Source organism: Paraburkholderia xenovorans LB400 (assembly GCF_000013645.1).
Lineage (GTDB): Bacteria > Pseudomonadota > Gammaproteobacteria > Burkholderiales > Burkholderiaceae > Paraburkholderia > Paraburkholderia xenovorans.
In genome coordinates this window covers 123,421-142,953 of sequence record NC_007951.1, presented here as the reverse complement: position 1 = coordinate 142,953, position 19,533 = coordinate 123,421, and the positions used below count along the sequence as shown (strand labels likewise).

General features: G+C 64.5%; 16 protein-coding genes. 14 read left to right on the top strand and 2 right to left on the bottom strand.

The window, feature by feature from the left end:
* Positions 1-139 precede the first annotated feature (139 nt).
* The 6 genes from BXE_RS00595 to BXE_RS00570 all read left to right on the top strand — a co-directional run bounded on the left by BXE_RS00595 (position 140) and on the right by BXE_RS00570 (position 6,294).
* A complete protein-coding gene (locus BXE_RS00595; RefSeq protein WP_011486505.1) occupies positions 140-424 on the top strand; it encodes a hypothetical protein in 285 nt (94 codons plus the stop codon).
* A gap of 91 nt (positions 425-515) precedes the next feature.
* Positions 516-1,286 carry a ferredoxin--NADP reductase gene (locus BXE_RS00590; RefSeq protein ID WP_011486504.1) on the top strand — a complete coding sequence of 257 codons (771 nt, stop codon included), beginning with the start codon at positions 516-518 and terminating at the stop codon, positions 1,284-1,286.
* 434 nt (positions 1,287-1,720) lie between these two features.
* Complete coding sequence (locus BXE_RS00585) at positions 1,721-2,587, top strand: sensor histidine kinase (protein ID WP_011486503.1); 867 nt, start codon at positions 1,721-1,723, stop codon at positions 2,585-2,587.
* A gap of 10 nt (positions 2,588-2,597) precedes the next feature.
* The gene (gene rqpR / locus BXE_RS00580; protein ID WP_011486502.1) at positions 2,598-3,254 is read left to right on the top strand and encodes a response regulator transcription factor RqpR; all 657 of its coding nucleotides are present in this window, start codon (positions 2,598-2,600) and stop codon (positions 3,252-3,254) included.
* Positions 3,255-3,557: 303 nt separating this feature from the next.
* Positions 3,558-4,949 carry an amino acid permease gene (locus BXE_RS00575; protein ID WP_011486501.1) on the top strand — a complete coding sequence of 464 codons (1,392 nt, stop codon included), beginning with the start codon at positions 3,558-3,560 and terminating at the stop codon, positions 4,947-4,949.
* Positions 4,950-5,154: 205 nt separating this feature from the next.
* Positions 5,155-6,294, top strand: a complete 1,140-nt coding sequence (locus BXE_RS00570; protein ID WP_011486500.1) for an IS481-like element ISBxe3 family transposase — start codon at positions 5,155-5,157, stop codon at positions 6,292-6,294.
* Positions 6,295-7,120: 826 nt separating this feature from the next.
* On the opposite strand, the gene BXE_RS00560 is transcribed toward BXE_RS00570, so the two are convergent.
* A complete protein-coding gene (locus tag BXE_RS00560; RefSeq protein ID WP_011486500.1) occupies positions 7,121-8,260 on the bottom strand; it encodes an IS481-like element ISBxe3 family transposase in 1,140 nt (379 codons plus the stop codon).
* A gap of 354 nt (positions 8,261-8,614) precedes the next feature.
* Here BXE_RS00560 and BXE_RS00555 point away from each other — a divergent pair, with 354 nt between their 5' ends.
* The 7 genes from BXE_RS00555 to BXE_RS00525 all read left to right on the top strand — a co-directional run bounded on the left by BXE_RS00555 (position 8,615) and on the right by BXE_RS00525 (position 16,440).
* Positions 8,615-9,145, top strand: coding sequence for a (2Fe-2S)-binding protein (locus BXE_RS00555; protein ID WP_011486499.1), 531 nt, complete (start codon positions 8,615-8,617; stop codon positions 9,143-9,145).
* A 10-nt stretch (positions 9,146-9,155) separates the two neighbouring features.
* Complete coding sequence (locus tag BXE_RS00550) at positions 9,156-11,537, top strand: xanthine dehydrogenase family protein molybdopterin-binding subunit (RefSeq protein ID WP_011486498.1); 2,382 nt, start codon at positions 9,156-9,158, stop codon at positions 11,535-11,537.
* A 22-nt stretch (positions 11,538-11,559) separates the two neighbouring features.
* On the top strand, positions 11,560-12,357 hold the full coding sequence (locus BXE_RS00545; protein ID WP_011486497.1) for an FAD binding domain-containing protein: 798 nt from the start codon (positions 11,560-11,562) through the stop codon (positions 12,355-12,357).
* A gap of 126 nt (positions 12,358-12,483) precedes the next feature.
* Positions 12,484-13,371 (top strand): AAA family ATPase, encoded by an 888-nt coding sequence (locus BXE_RS00540; protein WP_011486496.1) that lies wholly within the window; start codon positions 12,484-12,486, stop codon positions 13,369-13,371.
* A 5-nt stretch (positions 13,372-13,376) separates the two neighbouring features.
* Complete coding sequence (locus BXE_RS00535; protein ID WP_011486495.1) at positions 13,377-14,756, top strand: vWA domain-containing protein; 1,380 nt, start codon at positions 13,377-13,379, stop codon at positions 14,754-14,756.
* On the top strand, positions 14,747-15,445 hold the full coding sequence (locus tag BXE_RS00530; protein WP_011486494.1) for a CoxG family protein: 699 nt from the start codon (positions 14,747-14,749) through the stop codon (positions 15,443-15,445). The genes BXE_RS00535 and BXE_RS00530 overlap by 10 nt, the downstream gene beginning before the upstream one ends.
* Positions 15,418-16,440 carry an XdhC family protein gene (locus BXE_RS00525; RefSeq protein ID WP_011486493.1) on the top strand — a complete coding sequence of 341 codons (1,023 nt, stop codon included), beginning with the start codon at positions 15,418-15,420 and terminating at the stop codon, positions 16,438-16,440. Before BXE_RS00530 ends, BXE_RS00525 begins: the two co-directional genes overlap by 28 nt.
* Positions 16,441-16,534: 94 nt before the next feature.
* Here BXE_RS00525 and BXE_RS00520 read toward each other — a convergent pair whose 3' ends face one another.
* Positions 16,535-17,275, bottom strand: a complete 741-nt coding sequence (locus tag BXE_RS00520; RefSeq protein ID WP_011486492.1) for a PepSY-associated TM helix domain-containing protein — start codon at positions 17,273-17,275, stop codon at positions 16,535-16,537.
* Between the two features lie 328 nt (positions 17,276-17,603).
* Between BXE_RS00520 and BXE_RS00515 the strand changes: the two genes are divergently transcribed.
* The gene (locus tag BXE_RS00515) at positions 17,604-19,505 is read left to right on the top strand and encodes a DUF3857 domain-containing transglutaminase family protein (RefSeq protein WP_011486491.1); all 1,902 of its coding nucleotides are present in this window, start codon (positions 17,604-17,606) and stop codon (positions 19,503-19,505) included.
* Positions 19,506-19,533: the final 28 nt, after the last annotated feature.

Below are 19,533 nucleotides of genomic sequence, written 5' to 3'. Positions count from 1 at the left end.
GTTTATCCACCTTTGTGTACCAACCCTGAGACGTCCGCGCGGGTCGGATGAAAACACCATCACGCGTACGCCAGGCATCCCGCCATTGTCCATTTCCTCACCAATCGTGCGACTCTTGCCAGTTTTATCAGCAGGGTCAATGCTGCAGCGCATGGCGGGTTTCGGTATCATCCTGAAAATGTTGCCCGCGCGGCGCGCCTGTCCAGCGCATGCCGGACAGCCGATGGCGGCCGCCGTACGCGGCTTTCGCTCATCGCCGTACCTTCCGAAGCGCGGCCGCATCCATGCCAACGTACTTCGCGGCGCCCGGTTTTACCGACCGCCGGTGCCGACGCTTCCGGGTTCGGTCACCCGCTTGACCACGCTCAACCGTCGCGCCGGCGCTACAGGCAGCAGGCGCGGTAAAATAGCGGATTGCGCGTGATTCCCATATGGGTTAGCGCAGCATCGCCCTTGCCGTGCCGGCCGGCTCAAGACGACTGGCCGCCTTTGTTTTTCGCACTATCCAAGAAGCCATGAGCAACCTGAATTCACAAACCGTCCTGAGCGTCCATCACTGGACCGATACGCTTTTCAGCTTCACCTGCACGCGCGATCCGTCGTTCCGTTTCGAAAACGGCCAGTTCACGATGGTGGGTCTCGAAGTCGACGGCAAGCCGCTGATCCGCGCCTACAGCCTCGCGAGTGCGAACTACGAAGAACACCTCGAATTCCTGAGCATCAAGGTGCAGGACGGCCCGCTCACGTCGCGTTTGCAGCATCTGAAGGTCGGCGACGAAGTCCTGATCGGCAAGAAGCCGGTCGGCACGCTGGTGGCCGACAACCTGCTGCCGGGCAAGACGCTGTGGCTGCTGTCCACCGGCACGGGGCTGGCGCCGTTCATGTCGATCATCAAGGATCCCGACATTTACGACCGCTACGAGCGCGTCGTGCTCACGCACACCTGCCGTTTCGTCGACGAACTGGCGTACAAGGAATACATCACGGATCACCTGCCGGCGCACGAGCATCTGGGCGAACTGGTGCAGGAAAAGCTGCTGTACTACCCCACCGTCACGCGCGAAGCGTTCCAGAACCGCGGCCGCATCACCGAACTGATCGAAACCGAAAAGCTGTTCGCCGACCTCGGCGTGCCGGGCTTCTCGCTCGAAAACGACCGCGTCATGCTGTGCGGCAGCCCGCACATGCTGCGCGACACGCGCAAGCTGCTCGACGATCTGGGCTTCCAGGAAGGCAGCAACAACGCGCCGGGTCACTACGTGGTCGAAAAAGCGTTCGTTGGCTGAAGCCACGGTTGGATTTTTGCGGCACTGGCCGCGGAATCAGGGAAAGGAGCCTTCGGGCTCCTTTTTTATTGCCCGGTTACAAATCGATGTCTTCCGCACGACATTCCGCGTCAGCATTCTTCCTACAGGAATTGCGTGACAAAACATCATGGATTGCGTGAAATCAAGCCGCTAACCCTTGGTGCGACTGCATTTTTCCTATTTATGAGATATCATCGCGGCGCATTGTCAGTCAAATTGACACGCCTGTCGTGGCCTGCCCGCCATGTTACTGAATGTAAATTTCGTTACGTCACACTGTAGCGATCCGGCTGTTGCGCCCTAAGCGCAATGGCTTGCACCTGGAGGCCTGAGACCCGTATGCGTTCTTTCGTCTTCGCGCCGCCACGGCGTACCCGCTTCGCCGTCCGCATTGCATTCTGAGAAGGAAGGTCATGGATACGTCGACTGTCGTCCCGTTCGCCGCCCATCTTCCCGCGTCATCGGCACGTGAAGGATCCGGCGCGTCCGCTGCGCCTGCTTCGTCGACCCACCTGGAAATCGAACGGTTGCGCGCCCGGGTGCGCGAACTCTCGGCCGAGCTCGTCCGGGCGCAGGAAGCCGCTTGCCGTCATGTGGCGCGCGAGTTGCACGATGGCGTAGGCGCCGAGCTGACCGCCACCCGCTTCGCGCTCGCCGGCGTCGAAACCTGGCTGCCCGCCGATGCCCCGCCGCAGTGTGCCGCCGCGCTCGCCGTGGCGAACCGCTCGCTCGATGCCGCGTGCGAAGCCAGCCGCCAGGCTGTCGCGGAACTGCATGCGCCGTCGCTCGAAGCGGGCATTGTCGGCGCGTTGGCCCACTGGAGCGGCGACTTCGCCGCGCGCACGCAATTGCGCACGAGTTTCATCTGCGCCGCCGACGTGCGCCTCACCCGCCTGCCCGCCGACGCCGCGCTCGCCGTATTCCGCGTCGCGCAGGAAGCGCTGAACAATATTGCCAAACACGCGCGCGCCGAATCCGCCGACGTGCGCATCGAAACCAGCCGCCGCCACCTCACGCTGATCGTGACCGACGACGGCATCGGCGTCACGCGCAACGCTGGCGGCCGACACGGCCATTTCGGTCTGAGCGGCATGCAGGCGCGCTGCGCGGCCTTCGACGGCACGCTGCGCGTCAGCGCACGGCGCGCCGATGCGGAGCGCAACGGCGACGACAGCGGCAACGGCACGCAGTCGCGCGGAACCATCGTTCGCGCGCGCTTTGCCTGGGACGCCATGCTGGCGCACGCGCCGCGCGCCCGTCGGCACGCCCTGCAATCGTGAGCGTGACGTCATGAGCCTGCGCATTCTGCTCGTCGATGATCACGCAGTGGTTCGCCAGGGCGTCCGTCAGTTGCTGCTCGACCGCGGCGTGGCGCGCGAAGTGACCGAAGCGCAAAGCGGTGCCGAAGCGCTCGACGCCGTCGCCCGGTTCAGCTACGACGTGGTGCTGCTGGACATTTCGCTGCCCGACATGAACGGCGTCGAAGTACTCAAGCGTCTGAAGCGCAAGGCGCCGCGCGTGGCCGTGCTGATGTTCTCGATGTACCGCGAGGACCAGTACGCCGTGCGCGCGCTGAAAGCGGGCGCCGCCGGCTACCTGTCGAAAACCGTCGACGCCACGCAGATGATCGGCGCGCTCCAGCAGGTCGCGGCAGGCCGCAAATACGTGAGCCCGGCGATGGCCGAGGCGCTCGCGGACTACGTTTCCTTCGACGGCGAACAGATGCCGCACGAAAAGCTCTCCGACCGCGAATATCAGACGCTGTGCATGCTCGCGTCGGGCAAGCGGCTGACGGATATTGCCGTGGCGCTCTCGCTGTCGGTGAAAACGGTCAGCGTTTATCGCACCCGTCTGCTCGAAAAGATGAAGCTGCGCAACAACGCCGAACTGACGTTCTACGTGATGAGCAACCGGCTCATCGATCTGAATCCCGCGATGGCGGGCTGACCGCTCTCGCCGCCGACGCCTGCCGACGCTGCTCTGTGTGTGCTGAAAAGCTCGCGCCCGGCACGGCCGGTTTGCAGGAGAGCAATTCCCTCCCGACTGCCTGCGCATCGCGCGAAACCCTTGCTGCGATTGGCCGCGCAGCGGACGAACCGCCCATCCGGATCGCGGCCGTCGGTTTCTTCGGCTTTGCGGCTATGCCGTAAAAAGCACGCGCCAGAACGGTGCAGAGTGCCGATCCGCTAAAATCGTGGGTTTCCCGACATTCGGCGCGCAACACGCGTGCACTACTGGAGACCCTCGCCAATGTCCCTGTTTCGCAAGAAGAGCGTCGAGCACATGATCGCCGCAAGTGCTCAGAACGCCGGTTTGAAGAAAGCGCTCGGCGCGCTCGATCTGACCTTCCTCGGCGTCGGCGCCATTATCGGCACCGGTATTTTCGTGCTGACCGGCACGGGCGCCGTGCAGGCCGGCCCGGCGCTGATGATCTCGTTCCTGATCGCGGCGCTCGCCTGCGGCTTCGCCGCCCTCGCCTACGCAGAATTTGCCTCGACGATTCCGGTGGCGGGATCGATCTACACGTACTCGTATGCGACGCTCGGCGAACTGGCCGCATGGATCATCGGCTGGGACCTGATGCTCGAATACGGGCTTGCCACCTCCGCTGTCTCGGTGGGCTGGTCGGGTTATCTGCAATCGTTGCTGTCGGGCTTCGGCGTGTCCTTGCCGGTTGCGTTGACGGCGGCGCCAGGTGCGTTGCCAGGTCACGACACGCTCTTCAACCTGCCCGCGTTCCTCGTGATGATGGCGATCACGGCGCTGTTGTCGTTCGGCGTGCGCGAGTCGGCGCGGATCAACAACATCATGGTCGCGATCAAGGTGATCGTGGTGTTGCTGGTCATCTGCGTGGGCGTCTTTCATGTGACGCCGGCCAACTGGCATCCGTTCATGCCGAATGGCTGGAACGGCGTGTTCGGCGCGGCGGCGGTGATGTTCTTCGCGTTCATCGGTTTCGACTCCGTGTCGTCCGCGGCGGAAGAGGTGAAGAATCCGAAGCGCGATCTGCCGATCGGAATCATTGCGTCGCTGGGCGTTTGCGCGGTGTTGTATGTGGCGGTGGCCGCCGTCGTCACCGGCATCGTGCCGTCGGCGCAGTTCGCGAATATTTCGCACCCGGTCTCGTACGCGTTGCAGGTTGCGGGGCAAAAGTGGGTGGCGGGGTTTATCGACCTCGGCGCCGTGCTGGGTATGTTGACGGTGATTCTGGTGATGGCTTATGGCCAGACCCGGGTGATTTTCGCCATGTCGCGCGACGGGTTGCTGCCGGCGCGGCTTTCGCGGGTGCATCCGCGGTTCGCTACGCCGTTTTTTACTACGTGGCTCGTGGGGATTTTCTTTGGATTGATCGGGGCGGTGGTGCCGTTGAATGTGCTGGCCGAGTTGATCAATATCGGCACGTTGGCCGCGTTTTCGATGGTGTCGATTGCGGTTCTCGTTTTGCGGAAGACGCATCCTGAATTGCCGCGGGCGTTCCGGTGTCCTGGGGTGCCGGTTGTGCCGGTGTTGGCGGTTGCTTCCTGCCTTTTCCTGATGATTAATCTTCAGGCTGTTACGTGGGTGGCGTTTGTGGTTTGGTTGCTCGTTGGGATGGTTGTTTATTTTGGGTATTCGCGGAGGCATTCCAGGTTGAGCAGCTAATCGGGGGGTTGTCTGGTTGGTGTTTGTGGGTGCGTTGGTGTTTTTTTGTTGGCCTTTCCTTGAGTTCTTTGTGGTTTATTAGGGTTGCCCCTGTGCGGGGCGGCACTCACTTTCTTTGCATGCCGTGTATGGACCGGAGACATGGGTAACAGGTGTGCGGAGACATGGGTAACACTCTGGGCGAGCGAATCGCCTGGAGCCGGTTATGCCCTGGAACCCGAGAGACACCATGAATTTGCGTCTGGAATTCGTTCAACTGGCCTCGCAGGAAGGCGCCAACCGTCGTGAGTTGTGTCGGCGTTTTGGCATCAGCCCGAAGACCGGCTACAAGTGGCTCGATCGCCACGCAAAGGGTGGCGACACCGCGCTGACGGATCATTCGCGACGGCCCCAGCAGAGCCCGGCACGCACGCCACCGTCGGTCGAGCAGCGGGTGGTCGAACTGCGGCGGGCGCATCCGGCCTGGGGTGGACGCAAGATCAGCCGACGTCTGTGCGATCTGGGTCAAACGGATGTGCCCGCGCCCAGCACCGTGACCGATATCCTGCATCGACACGGGCTGATCGAGCCGGCCGCTTCCGCCGCCGCCACGGCCTGGCAGCGCTTCGAGCACGCGCAGCCCAACGATCTCTGGCAGATGGATTTCAAGGGCTGGTTCGACCTGCAGGACGGACGGCACTGTTCGCCACTGACCATGCTGGACGATCATTCGCGCTACAACGTGACCCTCGATGCCTGCATCAGCACCGACACCCGGATCGTGCAGCATCATCTGGAGCGCACGTTCCGCCGCTACGGGCTGCCGCTGCGCATCAACGCGGACAATGGTTCGCCGTGGGGCAGCCCCAGCCAGCCGGGCCAGTTGACCGAACTGGCCATCTGGCTCATCCGGCTGGGCGTGCGACTGTCGCACAGCCGCGTGGCGCATCCGCAGACCAATGGCAAGGAGGAGCGGTTTCATCGCACGCTGAAGGCCGAGGTGATCGCCGGGCGCCATTTCAGGGACCTGCGCAGCGCCCAGCAGGCGTTCGATGAGTGGCGCTCGGTCTACAACCACCAGCGCCCGCATCAGGCGCTGGACATGGCGACCCCGGTTACGCGCTATCGACCGAGCCCGCGTGCCTACCCCGAGAGCCTGCCGCCGATCGAGTACGGCGCAAACGACCACGTGCAGTACGTGAAGTGGAATGGTGAACTACGCTTCAGGAAGCAGCGCTTCAAGGTATCGAGCGCATTGCATAACCTGCCCGTGGCCATCCGGGAGCGCGTCGGTGAAGAGAACTGCTACGACCTGTTTTTTGCGCATCACCGTTTCGGAACCATCAACCTGAGTCCGCAGGAGTGAGCGGAGCATGTGTTACCCATGTCTCCGCACACCTGTTACCCATGTCTCCGGTCCATACACATGCCGCAAAGAAAGTAAGCAAAGAAAGCGGCTTCACACCGCCAGCCCAGAAGCGGGTCCCCTGGCCTGGAGGGGGCAGTGGTGCATCTGGAATCCGTGCTCTCGCACATTCCGCCCCGGTGACAAGGCCGTCATTCTTCCCGCCTCGCGCTCCGCGCTCGCCGGAACGGTTCGCTTCGGGACGGAGGTTGCGTTTGTGCGTCGCGGGAGCCGTCGGCTTCGCCTCGGCGAGGGACTGTATGGACGGAAGATTGAGAAATGCCACCGAGGCAAAACGGCCAGGGATCTTGGAGATCCGCCGACGCAACAGACGGCCAAAGGTTCAAGAATGCCACCGGCGCGACAGCCGGCCAAAGGTTCGAGAACGCCACCGGCGCAACAGCCGGCCAAAGGTTCGGAAATGCCGCTGGCGCGACAGACGGCCAGCGGTTCGAGAATTGTCGCTGACGCAGAGACGGCCGGCGGTTTGCGAATGGAAGAAACGCTCAGGGGCTTGAGAAGTGTGGCTGACGCGCGAGACGGCTGGCGGTGGATGAAGTACCGCGACGGCGCGCGGAGCGCCGCCGGAAGAATGACGGCCTTGTCACCGGGGCGGAATGTGCGAGAGCACGGATTCCAGATGCACCACTGCCTCCTCCAGGCCAGGGGACCCGCTTCTGGGCTGGCGGTGTGAAGCCGCTTTCTTTGCTTACTTTCTTTGCGGCATGTGTATGGACCGGAGACATGGGTAACAGGTGTGCGGAGACATGGGTAACACATGCTCCGCTCACTCCTGCGGACTCAGGTTGATGGTTCCGAAACGGTGATGCGCAAAAAACAGGTCGTAGCAGTTCTCTTCACCGACGCGCTCCCGGATGGCCACGGGCAGGTTATGCAATGCGCTCGATACCTTGAAGCGCTGCTTCCTGAAGCGTAGTTCACCATTCCACTTCACGTACTGCACGTGGTCGTTTGCGCCGTACTCGATCGGCGGCAGGCTCTCGGGGTAGGCACGCGGGCTCGGTCGATAGCGCGTAACCGGGGTCGCCATGTCCAGCGCCTGATGCGGGCGCTGGTGGTTGTAGACCGAGCGCCACTCATCGAACGCCTGCTGGGCGCTGCGCAGGTCCCTGAAATGGCGCCCGGCGATCACCTCGGCCTTCAGCGTGCGATGAAACCGCTCCTCCTTGCCATTGGTCTGCGGATGCGCCACGCGGCTGTGCGACAGTCGCACGCCCAGCCGGATGAGCCAGATGGCCAGTTCGGTCAACTGGCCCGGCTGGCTGGGGCTGCCCCACGGCGAACCATTGTCCGCGTTGATGCGCAGCGGCAGCCCGTAGCGGCGGAACGTGCGCTCCAGATGATGCTGCACGATCCGGGTGTCGGTGCTGATGCAGGCATCGAGGGTCACGTTGTAGCGCGAATGATCGTCCAGCATGGTCAGTGGCGAACAGTGCCGTCCGTCCTGCAGGTCGAACCAGCCCTTGAAATCCATCTGCCAGAGATCGTTGGGCTGCGCGTGCTCGAAGCGCTGCCAGGCCGTGGCGGCGGCGGAAGCGGCCGGCTCGATCAGCCCGTGTCGATGCAGGATATCGGTCACGGTGCTGGGCGCGGGCACATCCGTTTGACCCAGATCGCACAGACGTCGGCTGATCTTGCGTCCACCCCAGGCCGGATGCGCCCGCCGCAGTTCGACCACCCGCTGCTCGACCGACGGTGGCGTGCGTGCCGGGCTCTGCTGGGGCCGTCGCGAATGATCCGTCAGCGCGGTGTCGCCACCCTTTGCGTGGCGATCGAGCCACTTGTAGCCGGTCTTCGGGCTGATGCCAAAACGCCGACACAACTCACGACGGTTGGCGCCTTCCTGCGAGGCCAGTTGAACGAATTCCAGACGCAAATTCATGGTGTCTCTCGGGTTCCAGGGCATAACCGGCTCCAGGCGATTCGCTCGCCCAGAGTGTTACCCATGTCTCCGCACACCTGTTACCCATGTCTCCGGTCCATACACGGCATGCAAAGAAAGTGAGTGCCGCCCCGCACAGGGGCAACCCTAATAAACCACAAAGAACTCAAGGAAAGGCCAACAAAAAAAACAACGACCCAAACCACCCACCAGTCAAAAAACCCCCCATAGCGCCCCAGCCCAATTTGTGCTTTACTTTTCGGCAACCCCATAAGAAACCCCGCAACACCCCAACCGGCCCCACGAAAAAAAACAGGCAACCGAAGGCAAACAACAACCGCAAAAAGGTCCGGTCTCACCCCATAAGGAGACAACTTCATGGCGATCAGCATCAGTCTGACGGTGAACGGCGCGCCCATCAGCGCCTCAATCGACCCTGGCACCCTGCTAGTCCAGTTCCTTCGCGAGCAACTGCGTCTCACCGGCACACACGTCGGCTGCGATACAGCCCAATGCGGCGCGTGCACGGTCCATCTGAACGGACGCGCGATCAAATCCTGCAACATCCTCGCGGTGCAGGCGGACGGCGCGAAAATCACCACCATCGAGGGGCTCGCCAAAGACGGCACACTGCATCCCATGCAGGCAGCCTTCAAACATTGCCACGGCCTGCAATGCGGCTTCTGTACGCCCGGCATGGTGATGAGCGCAGTCTCGCTCGTCCAGCGCCAGCCGGATCTCACCGGCGACGACGTACGCGCCCAGCTCGACGGCAATCTGTGCCGCTGTACGGGCTATCACAACATCGTCAAAGCAGTGCTCGAAGGCGCCGAAGGCATGAAGTCCACCGGCACGGCCAACGCCGCCGCGAATGCCACCGCGCAGGCCAACGCACCGGCCACCGCCTGAGGAGCCGACGATGAACGCACCCGAAACTCACCTGATCGGCGCCTCCGTCGAACGTAAGGAAGACTATCGTTTCCTGACCGGCAACGGCCAGTACACCGACGACATCGTCCTGCCCCAGCAAACCTACGCGGTATTCCTGCGCTCGCCGTACGCGCACGCGAAGATCAACACCATCGACACCACCGCGGCCAAACAGTCGCCCGGCGTGGTGGCGATCTTCACCGGCGCGGACATGGCCGCTGACAACGTCGGCGGCCTGCCGTGCGGCTGGCTGATCCACAGCACCGACGGCAAGCCGATGAACGAGCCGCCGCATCCGGTCATCGCGCATACGAAAGTGCGCCACGTCGGCGACCAGGTCGCGCTCGTCATCGCCGATTCGATCAAGGCCGCCAAAGACGCCGCCGAACTGATCGAAGTCGACTACGACGTGCTGCCGGCGGTAGTCGACACCGCGCATGCAGCCGACGCCGGCCAGCCCGCCGTTCACGACGAAGTGCCCGACAACGTCTGCTACAACTGGGGCCACGGCGACAAAGCCGCCACCGACGCCGCCTTCGCCAAAGCCGCGCACGTCACCACGCTCGACATCGTCAACAACCGGCTGATTCCGAACGCGATCGAACCGCGCGCGGTCAACGCGAGCTATTCGGCGCAGGACGACAGCTACACGCTCTACGTCGCGAACCAGAATCCGCATGTGGAGCGCCTGCTGATGGCCGCCTTCGTGCTGTCGCTGCCGGAATCGAAACTGCGCGTGATCGCGCCGGACGTGGGCGGCGGCTTCGGATCGAAGATCTTCCTGTACGCCGAAGACGTCGCGCTGACCTGGGCGTCGAAGAAAATCCGCCGTCCGGTGAAGTGGACGGCCGAGCGCTCGGAAGCGTTCGTCTCCGACGCGCACGGCCGCGATCACGTGACCAAAGCCGAACTGGCACTGGACGCGGACGGCAGGTTCCTCGCCATGCGCATCCATACAACAGCCAACATGGGCGCGTATCTGTCCACCTTCGCCTCCAGCGTGCCGACCATTCTGTACGCCACGCTGCTCGCCGGCCAGTACGCCACGCCCGCGATCTACGCGGAAGTGAAAGCGGTCTTCACCAACACCGTTCCCGTCGACGCCTATCGCGGCGCGGGCCGCCCCGAAGCGACGTATGTCGTGGAGCGCCTCGTCGAAACGGCCGCGCGCGAACTGAAGCTCGATCCGGCCGAGATCCGCCGCCGCAATTTCATTCGCGAGTTTCCGTACGCGACGCCGGTCGGCCTCACCTACGACACCGGCGACTACGAGACGATCCTCGCGCGTTCGCTCGAACTCGCGGACGTCAAAGGCTTCGCAGCGCGCAGACAGGAATCCGAAAAGAACGGCAAGCTGCGCGGCCTCGGCTATTCGTGCTACATCGAAGCCTGCGGTCTCGCGCCTTCGAATATCGCGGGCGCGTTGGGCGCGCGGGCCGGCCTGTTCGAAGTCGGTCAGATTCGCGTGCATCCCACCGGATCGGTCACCGTGTTCACGGGCTCGCACAGTCACGGCCAGGGACATGAGACAACCTTCGCGCAAGTGGTGGCCGAGCGGCTCGGCATTGCGCTGGAAAGCGTCGAGATCGTCCACGGCGACACCGGCCGCATTCCGTTCGGCATGGGCACGTATGGCTCGCGTTCCATCGCGGTCGGCGGCTCGGCGATCATGAAAGCGCTCGACAAGATCGAAACCAAGGCGAAGAAGATCGCCGCGCACCTGCTCGAAGCCGCTGCGGAAGACATCGAGTTCAAGGACGGCGTATTCCGCGTCGCGGGCACCGATCGCACCAAGGCGTTTGCCGAGATTTCGCTCGCCGCGTACGTGCCGCACAACTATCCGCTCGACGTGCTCGAACCCGGCCTCGAAGAAAGCGCGTTCTACGATCCGACCAACTTCACCTATCCATCCGGCGCGTACATCTGCGAGATCGAAGTCGACCCGGACACGGGCGTGTGCCGGATCCAGCAGTTCACCGCGGTCGACGATTTCGGCAACGTGATCAACCCGATGATCGTCGAAGGCCAGGTGCATGGCGGGCTCGCTCAGGGCATCGGCCAGGCGATGCTGGAGCGCTGCGTATACGACAACGAGAGCGGCCAGTTGCTGTCCGGCTCGTACATGGATTACGCGATGCCGCATGCGTCCGATCTGCCGGACTTCACCGTCGAAACCGCGAAGGGCACGCCGTGCACGCACAATCCGCTCGGCGTGAAAGGCTGCGGCGAAGCGGGCGCGATCGGCTCGCCGCCGGCGGTGATCAACGCGATCCTCGACGCGCTCGCGCCGCTCGGCGTGACCGACCTGCAAATGCCGGCCACGCCGCATCGCGTGTGGTCCGCGATTCACGCTGCCAAACAAGCCCATTGAGATCCTGAGCGGAGCATTCGACATGTATTCATTCGAGTATCAACGCGCGACGGATCCGAAAGCGGCCGCCGCCAGCCTCACCGCCGACAGCGACGCGAAGTTTCTGGCCGGCGGCCAAAGCCTTTTGCCCACCATGCGGCTGCGTCTCGCGCAGCCGTCACAACTGATCGACGTGACGCGCATTCCCGCGCTGAAGTCGATCACGGTCGACGGAAAAACGGTGACGATCGGCGCCGCCGTGTGTCATGCCGATGTCGCGGATCACGCGGAACTGCGGCGCGTATCGCCGGCGCTTGCGGATCTCGCCGCGCATATCGGCGATCGCCAGGTGCGCGCGCTCGGCACGATCGGCGGCTCGCTCGCCAACAACGACCCGGCCGCCTGTTATCCGGCCGCGGCGATGGCGCTGGACGCGACTATCGTCACGGACCGGCGGCGCATTACGTCGGGCGATTTTTTCGTCGGCATGTATGAGACGGCGTTGGCGCCCGACGAACTGATCGTCGCCGTTGAGTTTCCGGTGCCGGAGCGCGCCGCGTACGAGAAATTCCGCAATCCGGCTTCGCACTTCGCGTTGGTCGGCGTGTTCGTCGCGAAGTTCGCGAGCGGCGTGCGCGTTGCGGTGACGGGCGCGGCGGCGTCGGTGTTTCGTGTACCGGAGCTGGAAAGCGCGTTGTCGGCGAACTTCGCGCCCGAAGCCGCCCGCGCGGTGACGGTGTCGGGCGCCGACCTGAACACGGACATGCACGCGAGCGCCGAATATCGCGCGCATCTGATTCCGGTACTGGCGGCACGCGCGGTGACGAAGGCGAACGCTTAGCTTTTCCTCGCCGTTCGCGGCTGATGCGACCCGTGCCCGCGCGGGCACGTCAGCCGCCTTCGCTCACGTGCGCCGCCGACGCCTCGCTTCATTGGCATCGCTTCATTGCGCAGATTCAGGACCACCATGCAGCCCGCTTCAATCGACGACACCCTCACCCAACTCGCCGCCCAGCGCTATTTCGCCAGCCGTGAGCTGGCAACCGCGCTGTATCTCGCGCTGCGCATGGAACGGCCGCTGTTCGTCGAAGGCGAGCCGGGCGTCGGCAAGACCGAGCTGGCCAAGGCAGCGGCAGGCATGCTCGGCACCTCGATGTTGCGTCTGCAATGTTACGAAGGCCTCGACACGGCGAGCGCGCTCTACGAATGGGACTATCCGCGCCAGATCATGGCGCTGCGTCTGGCCGAAGCCGCCGGCGAGCATCCCGACAACGACACCTTGTATCGCGGCGAATTCCTGCTGAAGCGCCCACTGCTGCAAGCGCTGATGCCGGACGAAAATCATCCCGGCGCACGGCGCGTGTTGCTGATCGACGAGATAGACCGCGCCGACGAACCGTTCGAAGCCTTTCTGCTGGAACTGCTCTCGGACTTCCAGGTATCGATTCCCGAATATGGCACGGTCCGCGCGGAGCAGCCGCCGCTCGTCGTGATGACGTCGAACCGCACGCGCGAAGTGCATGACGCCTTGAAGCGCCGTTGCCTGTATCAATGGATTGGCTATCCGGAACGCGATCGCGAGCTGGAGATCGTTGCCGCTCGCGCGCCGCAAACATCGGCGGAATTGCAGCGGCGGGCGGTGGATTTCGTGCATCGGCTGCGCGGCATGGATCTGTTCAAGGCGCCCGGCATTGCCGAAACGATCGACTGGTGCCGCGCGCTGGAAGCCTTGTCGGTGACGGAGCTCGACCCGCAATCCGTGCACGACACGCTCGGCGTGCTGCTCAAGTATCAGGACGATCTGGCCCGCGTCGATGCCGCGCAGATCGCGCACTGTCTTGCGGCGCCTGGATAGCCGGCATGGCGAACTCATTCGACGCAGGTAACGGCGGCGCCTCGGCCCAGAGCGCACGGCTCGACGCCGGCAATAGCGACGCTTCAGGCGATCTCTCGCGCGCTGATCGGCCTGGCCGACGAGTCGTGGCGTCGTCCTCATCGGGCAAAAGCGCAGCCACGCCGCTCGACGGCACGCCCACGCTCGCCCGCAACGTGGTCCATTTTGTCCGCCTGCTGCGCGGCGCCGGCTTGCCGATGTCGCCCGCGCAAGCCGTCGATGCGCTCGCCGCGCTGCACTGGATCGATCTGGGCCGCCGCGACGACGTGCGCGCCGCGCTGGCGGCGTCGCTCGTTTCCGCGCCCGACGAGCGCGATCTGTTCAACGCCGCATTCGACCTGTTCTGGCGCGATCCCGATTGGGAAGGCAAGCTCCGCGCACTGCTTCTGCCGAAGGTTCGCGACGGCCTGCCGCCGCCCAAACGCAACAACCGTCTCGCCGACGCGCTGGCCGTGCGCGCGCCGCCGTCAGCGCATAACAAGGCGCCGCAGGAAACCGGGCAGCACGAACTGCATGCGCACGTCACCTTCAGCGCGGAAGAACGCCTGCGTCATCGCGATTTCGACACCCTTTCCGCCGATGAGTGGCGCACCCTGCGTCATCTGATTCGCGGGCAGCGGCTGCCGCTCGCAACCGAGCCGACGCGCCGCCTGAAAGCCGCTTCGCACGGCACGCATGCGGACCTGCGCGCCAGTGCCCGCCATGCCGTGCGCGCGGGCGGCGACTGGACGGTGTGGAAGTATCGCGCGGTGGTCGAACGCAAACCGCCGCTCGTGCTGCTGCTCGACATTTCCGGTTCGATGAGCAGCTATTCGCGCGCGGTGCTGTATTTCTGCCACGCGCTGCTGCAGTCGCGCGAACGCCTGCAGGTGTTTCTGTTCGGCACGCGCCTCACCAACGCGACACGCGCGCTGCGCGAGCGCGATCCCGACGTGGCGATGGCGGCGCTCACCGAACAGGTGGTCGACTGGTCCGGCGGCACGCGGATCGGCGCGGCGCTCGCCGAATTCAACCGCCGCTGGGCACGGCGGGTGCTCACCGGACGTGCCACGGTGCTGCTCGTCACCGACGGCCTCGATCACGAAGCGATCGACGTGCTCGACACCGAGATGGCCCGCCTGCACCGCTTCGCTCACCGTATCGTGTGGCTCAATCCGCTGCTGCGTTTCAGCGGTTTTTCTCCGAAGGCGCGCGGCGTGCAGGCCATCCTGCCGTATGTCGACGCGCATCGGCCGGTTCATAATCTGGACAGCCTGACGGCGTTCGGCCGCGACCTCGCGCAGCTCACGCGCGCGCCTCGTCGCAGCGTCGGCGCCAGGGCTGCGGGAGCGACTTCATGGAATTGACCGAAACCCATACGCTGCCCGTTTCGCAGCAAAGCGCGTGGGAGGCGCTGAACGACACGGACATGCTGCGCGCCTGCATCCCCGGCTGCGAAAGCATCGATCCGGACGGCGAGAACGCCTATCTGGTGGCACTGAGCGCCGCGGTCGGCCCGGTCAAGGCGCGTTTCAAAGGGCGCATGCAACTCACGGATATCGACGCGCCCAACTCGTACAGCATCGTGTTCGAAGGCCAGGGCGGCGCGGCAGGGTTCGCCAAGGGCAACGCGCATGTTTCGCTCGAAGCCGATGGCGAGGCCGCCACCAGGCTCAGCTATACGGCGCATGCGCAGGTCGGCGGCAAGCTCGCACAGATCGGCTCGCGGCTCGTCGACGGCGCGGCGCGTAAAATCGCCGGCGAATTCTTCAAGCGCTTCGGCGCCCGGCTGGGCGGCGCCGAAGCCGAAGCCGAAGCCGGTGGCGGTGGCGGTGGCGGTGGCGGTGGCGGTGGCGGTGGCGGTGGCGGTGGCGGTGGCGGTGGCGGTGGCGGTGGCGGTGGCGCCGACGGCGCGGCGGCCCCGGGCGCCGGGGGAAATGCAGCCGATCAAACAGTGCCGCACAATACGGCATCGACTGACGCTGCGGACGGTGAGTCCGGCGGCGACGCAACCAAAAGGAAGAAATCATGGACAGCGTGGATCTCGAAGTCCTGAAATCCAGCGCACGGTGGCTGGAAGAGGGACATCGCGCGCTACTGGTAACGGTGGTGAAGACATGGGGCTCGTCGCCGCGTCCCGAGGGCGCCATGCTCGCGGTGCGTGACGACGGGCTCGTGGTGGGCTCGGTGTCGGGCGGCTGCATCGAAGACGATCTGATCGACCGCGTGCGGCAACGGGGTATCGAGCAGACGCTGCCCGAAGCGGTCAAGTACGGCATCACCGCGGAAGAAGCGCATCGCTTCGGCCTGCCGTGCGGCGGCACGATCCAGCTGGTGCTGGAACCGTTGACGCTGCAAAGCGGCATCGCCGAACTGTGCGGCGCGGTGGAGAACGGGCGCCTCGTGGCCCGTGAAATGGATATGGCAACCGGCACGGCGCGGCTGGACAACGCGCAGGCAACGGACGGCGTGCATTTCGACGGCGCTCGTCTGCTGACGATTCACGGCCCGCGCTACCGCATGCTGGTGATCGGCGCGGGGCAGCTGTCGCGCTATCTGTGCCATATCGCGGTCGGGCTCGATTATCAGGTGACCGTGTGCGATCCGCGCGAGGAATACACCGAAGAGTGGAACATTCCCGGCACGAAGATCGTGCGCACCATGCCCGACGACACGGTGATCGAGATGAAGCTCGACGAGCGCTGCGCGGTGATCGCCTTGACGCACGACCCAAAGCTCGACGATCTTGCGCTGATGGAGGCGTTGAAAACGCCGGCGTTTTACGTCGGCGCGCTGGGTTCGCGAAGGAACAATCAGGCGCGGCGCGAGCGTCTCAAGGAGTTCGATCTGAACGATACCGAGTTGGGCCGCCTGCACGGACCGGTCGGCATTTACATCGGCAGCAGAACGCCGCCGGAGATCGCGGTGTCGATTCTTGCGGAAGTGACGGCGGCCAAGAACGGTGTATCCCTGCCGACCTTGCTTCAGGTCGAAGGCGCCAAGGCTGCGCGGGAGATTGCCGCTTCGGGCGGAACGGCGTGTAGCGTTTAACGGAAATCATGCCTGCGCGCGGCGCGCTGTTCTCAGCCGCCGCACCGCAGCCCACCGCGGAGTCAGAGCAACTCAGCGCGGCGCAACGATTCGCTTACATCAAGCCGCAAACCACGGCGGCGATCACCGACCCGCCCACCAGCACGACGCCCACCACGCGGCGCCTGTTCAACTCGGTCCACAGCAGCACGCCGGTCAGTGAAAGCAGAATCATGCTGCCGGCGATCGTATCGATCAGCAACACCCAGCCGACGCTCAGTCCCACGCCTTTGTGCAGGTTGTTCATGGTCGAGAGAAACGAGTTCTGCGTGCGTTTCACCGCGACGAAGCCGTTGCCCACCCAGTATTCGGCCTGCACGCTTTGCGACGGCCCCATGATGCCGACCTGCCAGAATTCCGGCTGCATCGTGCTGCGATCGCCCCACGCCACCGGATGCGCCGGTTCGCGCTTCGTTCTGCCCGGCTTGCCGTCGATCTTCAACTCGGCTGTGAGCCACTTCGCCATCTCCACCGGCGAGCGCAGCGGTTCTTGCGGGACGGGAATCTGCATCTGCTCGACTTGCGGCTCGCCCGACGAGACCTTCAACGGGCCGCCGCGGTGGTTCAGCAGAAACCCGGTCGCGCCGAACAGCAAGCCCAGCACAGCGCCCCACAGGCCGACCCAGCCGTGCACCTTGCGCAGCCACTTGATGAAATTCGCGCGCCGCGAGCGCTGACGCCGCGCCGCCTGTTCGGCGTCGTCCATCAGATGACGGCCGGGCCCCCGCGTGTGAGCCGTGTATTGCGTGCCGTGACCGGCGGCGGGTTTCATGTCGATCGAGTCAGGCGCGTTCAAATCCGGGCTCCAGGCGCAGCAGGTTGATCCATCGCCGTCACGCGGCGACAACGCGTACGCTCGCCCGGCAGTGTTCGAGGAAAGGACTAAAAGGGAGTGCCGGACGACCCGGCTTGCGGTCCAGGTTATCCGGCTGAAAGGCTGGCTGGTAGTCACAGAGGAGAAATGTGACAGAAAGCTGGCGACGCCTTTCAATTGAGAATGGATATCATTACACAATTAAGTGGTTTGCTCAATCGCAACACGCTGCATCTGCTTGACATCGGCGCGGCGCGCCCTGACTCTAACTGGCGATCCCGCCAACGTTAAGTCCGGATACCAGCCTGCCATGCGCCTTTCTTCCCTGGTTTGTCTTGCCTCCTTCGGCTGGCTTGCCGGCATCCACGGCGCGGGGGCGAGCGTCGCGGCCAGACTGGACGATCCCTATACCAACGAAGGCGAGACGCAGACCTTCACCGTCAACGCGGACGGCTCCTATTCGAAGCTCGATTCGATGACACTGCTCGTGAACAACGAAGCGGGCGTCGCGCGGGTCGCTCAGCAATATGTCTGGTTCAACCGCAACATGGCGGACGTGCAGATCATCGAGGCCTACACGATCACCGCCGACGGCGTACGTCACGACGTGCAGCCCGATCAGATCCGCGACGTCCAGGAAGCCCGCTCGTTCGACGCACCGATGTTTCAGGACATTCAGGAAAAGGTGATCGTGTTTCCCGCCGTGGAACCGGGCGCGCGTGTGCATCTCACCTATCGCAAGACGCAGAAGCAGCCGATCGTGCCGGGCCAGTTCAGCGACTTCACGCCGCCCGATCTCGCACCCACGCACAACTTCCGCCTGATCTACGATCTGCCCGCCGGCAAGCCGCTTTATGCCGACGCGCGCGGCTTCACCGTCGTGCAGCCCGTGACGCGCGAAGGCCGCACGCGCTACGAATATCGCTACGACAAGGCGCATTTCAGCCGCCTGGAGCGCGGCTCGGTTGCGTACGTGTCGTACGGCGACCGGCTGATGGTCTCGACCTTCCCGGACTACGCCGCGTTCGCCGCAACCTACCGGGAATCCGCCGCGGACCCGAGCGCGCACGACGCCGCCGTCACGCGTCTCGCGCAACAGCTCACCGCGCACGACCGCACGCCGCGCGACAAAGCCAAGACGCTGTACGACTGGGTACGCCGCAATGTGCGCTATGTAGCGATCAACGTCGGGCGCGGCGCGGTGGTGCCGCACGGCGCGAGCGCGGTCCTCGCGAACCGCTACGGCGACTGCAAGGATCACGTCGCGCTTTACGGCGCGTTGCTCGACGCGGCCGGCGTGCGCAACGAGCCGGCCCTGATCAGCAGCGGCACGATCTACACGCTGCCGAGCGTGCCGGGGTACGGCGTCATCAATCACATCATCACGTGGCTACCGGATTTGCAGCAGTACGCCGATTCGACCGCGTCGAATGTCGAATTCGGTTTTCTGCCGCCCTCCGACATGAACCGGCCGACCGTGCTCGTCGGCGAGGGTGTGCTCTCGCGCACGCCCGCCACGGCGCTCCTGACGCGCAGCACCGACCTGTCGATCAAGGTCGAACCGGATGGCTCGGCGAGCTTCACGTACCGGCTGGAGGCGGCCGGCGCTTCCGCCGAACAGACGCGCGCCATGCTGCGCACGCAAACACCCGCACAGCGCGAGGAATCGATTCAGGCCGAATTGCGCAGCGCCAACCTGCGCGGCACCGCCACGCTCACCACGAACGACCTCACCGTGGCCGACGGCCCGCTCACCATCACGATGAAAGGCAGGCTGGAAAGTCTCGTGGTGCCCGGCGCGGCGGCGTCGATTCCGGCGCTGACGAGTCTGGCCGGCGGCTTCGAGGCGGATACGCGCTACTGGCTGGGCGAGCGCCAGCGCACGCAGCCGTTCATCTGCCGCAACCAGGCGCTGCATGAACGCGCGCGCATCGAGTTGCCCGCCAATTTTCGCGTGCTCGACGTGCCGGAGGCGAAGCGGACCCAGGACCGCTTTGTCGATTTCCAGTCGCAGTACACGTTCGACCCGCAAAGCAACGTGGTCACGATGACGCGCGACGGCGCCACGCATTTCGATAGCGACGTCTGCACACCCGACGACTTCGCGCAGATGCGCCCCACGATCGAAGCGATCGGGCGCGACGTGCGTGCCGAAGTAATTGTCAAATCGACGCTGGCGGAGCCGTCGAGCGTTGCTTCGCAGGCGCCGTGAGCGCGGGCGAAAGCGCATGCCTTCGCCG

What these genes read in the sequence shown, in the direction of transcription:
- BXE_RS00595 (WP_011486505.1), top strand. Translation starts at nt 140, where the DNA reads ATGCTGCAGCGCATGGCGGGTTTCGGTATCATCCTGAAAATGTTGCCC.
- BXE_RS00590 (WP_011486504.1), top strand. Translation starts at nt 516, where the DNA reads ATGAGCAACCTGAATTCACAAACCGTCCTGAGCGTCCATCACTGGACC.
- BXE_RS00585 (WP_011486503.1), top strand. Translation starts at nt 1,721, where the DNA reads ATGGATACGTCGACTGTCGTCCCGTTCGCCGCCCATCTTCCCGCGTCA.
- rqpR (WP_011486502.1), top strand. Translation starts at nt 2,598, where the DNA reads ATGAGCCTGCGCATTCTGCTCGTCGATGATCACGCAGTGGTTCGCCAG.
- BXE_RS00575 (WP_011486501.1), top strand. Translation starts at nt 3,558, where the DNA reads ATGTCCCTGTTTCGCAAGAAGAGCGTCGAGCACATGATCGCCGCAAGT.
- BXE_RS00570 (WP_011486500.1), top strand. Translation starts at nt 5,155, where the DNA reads ATGCCCTGGAACCCGAGAGACACCATGAATTTGCGTCTGGAATTCGTT.
- BXE_RS00560 (WP_011486500.1), bottom strand. Translation starts at nt 8,260, where the DNA reads ATGCCCTGGAACCCGAGAGACACCATGAATTTGCGTCTGGAATTCGTT.
- BXE_RS00555 (WP_011486499.1), top strand. Translation starts at nt 8,615, where the DNA reads ATGGCGATCAGCATCAGTCTGACGGTGAACGGCGCGCCCATCAGCGCC.
- BXE_RS00550 (WP_011486498.1), top strand. Translation starts at nt 9,156, where the DNA reads ATGAACGCACCCGAAACTCACCTGATCGGCGCCTCCGTCGAACGTAAG.
- BXE_RS00545 (WP_011486497.1), top strand. Translation starts at nt 11,560, where the DNA reads ATGTATTCATTCGAGTATCAACGCGCGACGGATCCGAAAGCGGCCGCC.
- BXE_RS00540 (WP_011486496.1), top strand. Translation starts at nt 12,484, where the DNA reads ATGCAGCCCGCTTCAATCGACGACACCCTCACCCAACTCGCCGCCCAG.
- BXE_RS00535 (WP_011486495.1), top strand. Translation starts at nt 13,377, where the DNA reads ATGGCGAACTCATTCGACGCAGGTAACGGCGGCGCCTCGGCCCAGAGC.
- BXE_RS00530 (WP_011486494.1), top strand. Translation starts at nt 14,747, where the DNA reads ATGGAATTGACCGAAACCCATACGCTGCCCGTTTCGCAGCAAAGCGCG.
- BXE_RS00525 (WP_011486493.1), top strand. Translation starts at nt 15,418, where the DNA reads ATGGACAGCGTGGATCTCGAAGTCCTGAAATCCAGCGCACGGTGGCTG.
- BXE_RS00515 (WP_011486491.1), top strand. Translation starts at nt 17,604, where the DNA reads ATGCGCCTTTCTTCCCTGGTTTGTCTTGCCTCCTTCGGCTGGCTTGCC.